Genomic DNA, 6794 nt, shown 5'->3' with positions numbered 1-6794 from the left:
ACGCTGTGCGCGCAGCTGAGACCGCGGTCGCAGCGGCCGAGACGCGAGAAGGTCGAACGATCAATCGCCAGCGTGCCTTCGGGATCGTCGGCGGTCAGAATGCCTTCCTCGCTATTGCGGAACAGGCTGTTCACGACGTCGAGATCGCCTCGCTCGAGCCGGATGCCCGCGCCATTACCGTCGGGGACACGCATGTTCTGAAATACGATCCCGTCGATCTTTGCACCGGCGCCGCGCAGCACCAGCGCCGCCTTGCCTTCGCATGCCACACCGTCGAAAATCGCGCGGCCGGCTTCGGCCGCGACGAATGCGATCCGCCCCGCGGTCTGGACGGCGCAGTCGCGATGGTAGCCGGGCGCGACCCGGATCGTCCCTTCGCCCTCGCCAACCGCATCGACCGCATCCTGCAACCGCCCGAAACTACGCCCCGATTCGGCGACGACATAGGGAGCGCCGCCCGATTGCGCGGGCACCGGAACCGGCGCAAACAGCAGCGGGAGGACGAGCAGCGGCAGCATGGGCCGATGGAAAAGAGACTTTGTCATAAAGCCCTCATAGCCGTCTTCGCGCCGCCAGTCGTTTGCGAAGGCGGTTAACCGCGCGACCGTCCCGATATCGGACATTCGCACACGAAAAGGTTAGGAACGCTCGGGCCGCGATACGGCAAGCACCAAGCCGAGCGCGGCGGCGCGGCCGATCTTCCCGCGCGCCAGATATTGCCTGGCGACCGCCGCGAACGGCAAAGGCGAATGCGCCTCCATGACTGTCTGGTACCGCCCGATGTCCGTCCGCAGCCGCGTCCATGATGTTTTGCGTCCGCGTGCCAGACGCTTGGCGATCTTGACGAATTCCCGCGATTGGAAGCGCGCTACAGTCGCCATGGTTTCGGACGCGGCGTCCGGCAGTGCCTCGGCCAGAGCGGAATGAAACCCGGCGAGCGCGCCGGCCAGATCGTCGTTGCGGCGTACATCGAAGCTCCGCGTTCTGGCGAGGCGCTCCATGATGCTTCCCGGCCGCGAGCGATAATAGACCCAGGGCTCGGCGGCATAATAGAAGCTTTCGGCCTTGAGCAGCAGCCAGGGTATGGTGGCCGCATCCTCGAAGCAGGCACCGACGGGGAAGCGGATCGACGAACCGAACAGGTCGCGCTTCCACACGCGTGACCAGGCGTGGAGCCGCCGCTTTGCAAAGACGCCCGCGACCAGCGTTTCGGTGCAGTTGCTGACCCGCCGCTCGGGCCCGTCGAACGTCGCATAGCATTCGCTGCCCTCGCGGACATAGTCGCACATGATGACGTCGGGCCGCACGCTGGCGGCAATTTCCTGCAGCGACCGGATCGCACCGGGAAGGATTCGGTCGTCGGCATCGACGAACCAGACATAGTCGCCGCGGGCGACCTCCAGCATCGAGTTGCGCGCCGCACTGGGCCCGGCATTTTCGCCATGGTGGAGCAGCCGGATGTTCGATTGGCAATGCGCGACAACCCGCTGACACAGGCCGGCCGACCCGTCGGTTGACTGGTCGTCGAGCAGGATCACTTCGATGCCGGGCTGCCCATCCAGCTGATCGAGTATCGAACCGAGGCATTCTTCGACAAAGGGCGCAACATTATAGACCGGCATCAATATGCTCAGCCATGGTTGCTGCCCTGCTCCGGTCGATGTTTCGGCATCGGCAGTCATAGACAAAGCCTAATCGAGGTTTGGACGCAGCCAGCGCGTCGCCGTCTCGATATCGACCCCGCGCCGTTCTGCATAGTCCGCAAGCTGGTCGCTGCCGATCCGCGCCACACCGAAATACTGGCTTTCGGGATGGCCGAAATAGAATCCGCTGACCGCCGCCGTCGGCAGCATGGCAAAGCTTTCGGTCAGCACCAGCCCGGCATTGTCGCCCGCCGCGAGCAGATCGAACAGGATCGGCTTCAGGCTGTGGTCGGGGCAGGCGGGATAGCCCGGTGCCGGACGGATACCGCGATATTCTTCCTTGATCAGCGCCTCGTTGGTCAGCTGCTCGCCGGGCGCATAGCCCCAGAGGGTGGTGCGGACATGCTGGTGCAGCCGCTCGGCAAAGGCTTCGGCGAAGCGGTCGGCGAGCGCCTTCAGCAGGATATCCGAATAGTCGTCCTTGTCGGCGCGGAAGCGTTCCGAAAAAGGCTCGATGCCGTGGATGCCGACCGCAAAGCCGCCCATCCAGTCGCCCGCCGGATCGATGAAGTCGGCGAGGCACATATTGGCGCGATCGCGGCTCTTCTTGATCTGCTGGCGCAGGAAGGGAAGCGTCACATGGCGTTCCTCCTCGGCGAGGTGAATGGTGACGCTGTCGCCGTCGCGCGCGCACGGCCAGAAGGCGCAGACGCCGCGCGCGGTCAGCCATTTCTCCGCAATCAGCTTGTCGAGCATCGCATCGGCGTCGGCCTTGAGTGCCTGTGCGGTCTCACCAACGATGTCGTCTTGAAGGATCGACGGGTATGTGCCGTGCAGCTCCCACGCACGGAAGAAAGGCGTCCAGTCGATGCATTCGCGCAAATCTTCGAGCGACCAGTCGTCGAAGCGGTGCAGCCCGGGCTGCAACGGCGGCGCGGGCTTGTCGCTCAAATAGGCGTCGTAATAATTGGCGCGCGCCTCTTCGAGCGTGTGCAACACGCTCTGTCCCTTGCCCGCGCGCACGTCGCGGACATGGGCATAATCGTCCTTATATCCCTGCACATAGACGTCGCGTCCGGTGTCGCTGACGAGCGATGTCGCGACGCCGACCGCGCGGCTGGCATCGAGAACGTGGAGCACCGGCCCCTGATAGGCGGGATCGATGCGGAGCGCGGTATGGACCTTCGACGTCGTCGCACCACCGATCAGCAGCGGCATCGTCATGCCGGCGCGCTGCATTTCCTCGGCCACCGTCACCATCTCGTCGAGCGACGGGGTGATCAGCCCCGAGAGGCCGATCATGTCGGCGTCATTCTCGTTCGCAGCCTCGAGGATCTTCGACCAGGGCACCATCACGCCGAGATCGACGATCTCGAAGCCGTTACATTGCAGCACGACGCCGACGATATTCTTGCCGATATCGTGGACGTCGCCCTTGACGGTCGCCATCACGACCTTGCCCTTGCCCTTTGCGCCCGGCTCCTTCGATGCCTCGATGAAGGGCAGCAGATGTGCGACGGCCTTTTTCATCACGCGCGCTGATTTCACGACCTGCGGCAGGAACATCTTGCCCGACCCGAACAGGTCGCCGACGACGTTCATACCGTCCATCAGCGGCCCCTCGATCACCTCGATGGGGCGCGGCATCAACAGGCGCATTTCCTCGGTATCGTCGACGACATAGGCGTCGATGCCCTTGACCAGCGCATGCTCGAGCCGCTTCGCGACCTCCCAGCCGCGCCATTCCTCGGCCGCCTTTTCCTGCGCGGGATTGCTACCCTTGTAACGCTCGGCGAGCGCGATCAGTCGTTCGGTCGGGCTTTCAGCTTCGCCCTCGACCTTGCGGTTGAGCACGACATCCTCGACCGCTTGCCTGAGTTCGGGATCGATCGTGTCGTAAACGTCGAGCTGTCCCGCGTTGACGATCGCCATGTCGAGCCCGGCGGGGATCGCATAATAGAGGAACACGCTGTGCATCGCGCGGCGCACGACCTCGTTACCGCGAAAGCCGAACGAGAGATTCGACAGGCCGCCCGAGAAATGGACGTGTGGGCAGCGAACGCGGATTTCCTTCACCGCCTCGATGAAATCGACGGCGTAATTGTCATGCTCTTCGAGGCCCGTCGCGACTGCGAAGACATTGGGGTCGAAGATGATATCCTCGGGCGGGAAGCCGATGCCGGTGAGCAGCTTGTAGGCGCGCTCGCAAATCTCGATCTTGCGCTCTTTGGTGTCGGCCTGCCCGACCTCGTCGAACGCCATCACGACGACCGCGGCGCCATAGGCCATGCATTTGCGCGCGTGCGCGAGGAACGGTTCTTCGCCTTCCTTCATGCTGATCGAATTGACGATCGGTTTGCCGGGCACGCATTTCAGACCCGCCTCGATGACATCCCATTTCGAACTGTCGATCATCACCGGGATGCGCGCGATGTCGGGCTCGGCCGCGATCAGCTTCAGGAAGGTCGTCATCGCATATTCGGCGTCGAGCAGGCCCTCGTCCATATTGACGTCGATGACCTGCGCGCCGTTCTCGACCTGCTGGCGCGCGACCTCGACCGCCGCAGTATAATCGTCGGCAAGGATCAGCTTCTTGAACGCCGCCGATCCGGTGACGTTGGTGCGTTCGCCGATGTTGACGAAGCTGGAGGAGGCGGCGGTGGTCATAGGGTAATCCTGGAAATGGGCATCAGGCGAGCGGACGAGCGAGAACGAGATCGTCGTACAGCTTGCCGCCGACGTTGAACTGGCGTGTCCCGAGGTCGGCGAACCCCTGTTTGCGGTAAAAGGCGAGTGCGCGCTCGTTCTGCGCATACACGCCAAGCAGCAGGCGGCGATGGCCGTGCGCGGCTTCCAGCGCCTGCTTCATCAGCCCCGCGCCGAGGCCGCTGCCGTGAAAGCGCGACAGCGAATAGATGCGCTTCAGTTCGATATCGCCGTCGATCGCTGCCGCGAGGTCGGGTTTGCTCACCAGCGCAAAGCCGATCGGCGCGCCGCCGGGCTGCGCTTCGGCGATCCACGCGCGCGCGCCATCGGCCAGATGGGCGCGATACGCCGCTTCATTGTGCTGCGCGGCGCAGTGACCGACGATCGCATCGCCGTCGAGAATGCCGGCGAAGGTCTCGAGAAAGGTCGCTGCGCCGATCAACGCCAGCGCTGCCGCGTCGTCGGCTCCGGCTTCCCGGATCGTCCATGCCGAAATGTCGCTCATCGTTTCAGGCCGCCATGGTGAAGGGCTCCAGCCCCGCAAGCCGCGTGCGCACCGGCACTTCGGGAATCTGCCGCGCCGGAAGGCCTTCGATCGCCTTCGCCATCGCCGCGATATGCGCCGGGGTAGATCCGCAACAGCCACCAAGCACATTGACCTGCCCATGCTCGGCCCACTCGCGTACGAGGCTGGCCGTCGTTTCGGGCAGTTCGTCATATTCGCCGAGCTCGTTGGGAAGGCCCGCATTCGGATAGACCATCACCAGCGCATCGGCGAGTTCGGACAGGACCTTCACGTGCGGACGAAGCTGGGCAGCGCCGAACGAGCAGTTCAGCCCGATCGTCAACGGCCGGGCGTGGCGCACCGCATACCAGAAGGCCTCGACCGTATGTCCCGACAGGTTACGACCGCTAAGGTCGGTGAGCGTCATCGAGATCATCAGCGGCAATTCGCGCCCGACTTTCGCTTCGGCCTCAAGCGTCGCGGCGATCCCCGCCTTGGCGTTGAGCGTGTCGAAAATGGTTTCGATCAGGATGAAATCGGCGCCACCTTCGGCGAGCGCCACGACCTGTTCCAGATAGACATCCTTGAGCTCGTCGAAATCGATCTCGCGGAAGCCCGGATTGTTGACGTCGGGCGACAGCGACAATGTCTTGTTCGTCGGCCCGACCGCACCCGCCACAAAGCGGCGGCGGCCATCGAGCCCTTCATATTTCACCGCGGTCTCGCGGCCCAGCCGCGCGCTTTCGATGTTGATGTCCGCGACCAGCGCCTCGGCGCCATAATCGGCCTGGCTGATCCGGTTGGCGCTGAAGGTGTTCGTCGACACGATGTCGGACCCGGCCGCGAGATAGGCTTCGCCGATCGCGGTCACGACGTCGGGGCGCGTCAGCGCGAGAATGTCGTTATTACCCTTCTGGTCGTGCGACAGGCCGAGGTTACCCGCGTAGCAGGCCTCGGTCAGCTTCCTGAGCTGGATCTGGGTTCCCCAGCCGCCGTCGGTGAGCAGGATGCGTTGCTTGGCCGCCGCCTGCAGGGCTTCGCGTGCACTTTTGGCCGGATTGGGGGTCATGCGGCTTTCTCCGTCGCCGGGGCAGACGCCGGACGCAGCCCCAGAAGGTGGCAGATGGCGTAGCTGAGCTCCGCCCGGTTGAGCGTGTAGAAGTGAAAATCGCGGACCCCGCCCGCATAGAGCCGGCGGCACATTTCGGCGGCAATCGTCGCCGCGACGAGCTGGCGCGCCGCGGGCAGGTCGTCGAGCCCTTCGAACAGCGAGATCATCCAGCCGGGAATCGCGGTGCCGCACATATCGGCCATGCGCCGCGTCTGCGACACATTCGATACGGGCAGAATTCCGGGGATGATCGGCGCGGAGATTCCCGCGGCGGCGGCGGCATCGCGGAAACGCAGGAAGCTTTCGGGCGAAAAGAAGAATTGGGTGATCGCCCGCGTCGCGCCGGCATCGAGCTTGCGCTTCAGGTTATCGAGGTCGGACTCGGCGCAGTCGGCGTCGGGATGCACTTCGGGATAGGCGGCGACCGAAATGTCGAACGGCGCGATCGCCTTCAGCCCGGCGACCAGTTCGATCGCATTGGCATAGCCATCGGGGTGCGCGCGATAGGGTGCACCGCCCGGAACATCGCCGCGCAATGCGACGATATGCCGCACCCCCGCATCCCAATAGGCGCGCGCGACCTCGTCGATCTCGGCGCGCGAAGCCTCGACGCAGGTCAGGTGCGCGGCGGGCGGCACGCGGCTTTCGGCGGCGATCCGCGCGACCGTCGCATGGGTGCGCTCGCGCGTCGACCCGCCGGCACCGTAGGTCACCGACACGAAACTGGGGCCGAGCGGTTCGAGCGTGCGGAACGTGTCCCACAGCTGCGCCTCCATCTTCTCGGTCTTGGGCGGGAAAAATTCGAAGCTGACGCCGATATCGCCTTCGA

5 protein-coding genes and 1 pseudogene are annotated in these 6794 nt (G+C 64.5%); all 6 read right to left on the bottom strand.

The window, feature by feature from the left end:
* Positions 1-545 (bottom strand): annotated as a pseudogene (locus tag VGD20_RS02475) (right-handed parallel beta-helix repeat-containing protein); the annotation flags it as partial.
* Positions 546-638: 93 nt separating this feature from the next.
* Positions 639-1682, bottom strand: coding sequence for a glycosyltransferase family 2 protein (locus tag VGD20_RS02470; protein WP_331132938.1), 1044 nt, complete (start codon positions 1680-1682; stop codon positions 639-641).
* Between the two features lie 9 nt (positions 1683-1691).
* Positions 1692-4310, bottom strand: a complete 2619-nt coding sequence (gene metH / locus VGD20_RS02465) for a methionine synthase (protein ID WP_331132937.1) — start codon at positions 4308-4310, stop codon at positions 1692-1694.
* Positions 4311-4332: 22 nt separating this feature from the next.
* On the bottom strand, positions 4333-4854 hold the full coding sequence (locus VGD20_RS02460) for a GNAT family N-acetyltransferase (protein WP_331132936.1): 522 nt from the start codon (positions 4852-4854) through the stop codon (positions 4333-4335).
* A gap of 4 nt (positions 4855-4858) precedes the next feature.
* Positions 4859-5923 carry a homocysteine S-methyltransferase family protein gene (locus VGD20_RS02455; RefSeq protein WP_331132935.1) on the bottom strand — a complete coding sequence of 355 codons (1065 nt, stop codon included), beginning with the start codon at positions 5921-5923 and terminating at the stop codon, positions 4859-4861.
* A partial coding sequence (gene metF / locus VGD20_RS02450) for a methylenetetrahydrofolate reductase [NAD(P)H] (RefSeq protein ID WP_331132934.1) occupies positions 5920-6794 on the bottom strand: 875 nt, incomplete at its 5' end. The genes VGD20_RS02455 and metF, both read right to left, overlap by 4 nt.

The organism is Sphingopyxis sp. (assembly GCF_036402335.1).
Lineage (GTDB): Bacteria > Pseudomonadota > Alphaproteobacteria > Sphingomonadales > Sphingomonadaceae > Sphingopyxis.
This window is presented reverse-complemented; position numbering and strand designations above follow the sequence as displayed.

Excerpts from the sequence above, each read along its gene's own strand:
- VGD20_RS02470 (WP_331132938.1), bottom strand. The coding sequence starts at position 1,682 with ATGACTGCCGATGCCGAAACATCGACCGGAGCAGGGCAGCAACCATGG.
- VGD20_RS02460 (WP_331132936.1), bottom strand. The coding sequence starts at position 4,854 with ATGAGCGACATTTCGGCATGGACGATCCGGGAAGCCGGAGCCGACGAC.
- VGD20_RS02455 (WP_331132935.1), bottom strand. The coding sequence starts at position 5,923 with ATGACCCCCAATCCGGCCAAAAGTGCACGCGAAGCCCTGCAGGCGGCG.
- metH (WP_331132937.1), bottom strand. The coding sequence starts at position 4,310 with ATGACCACCGCCGCCTCCTCCAGCTTCGTCAACATCGGCGAACGCACC.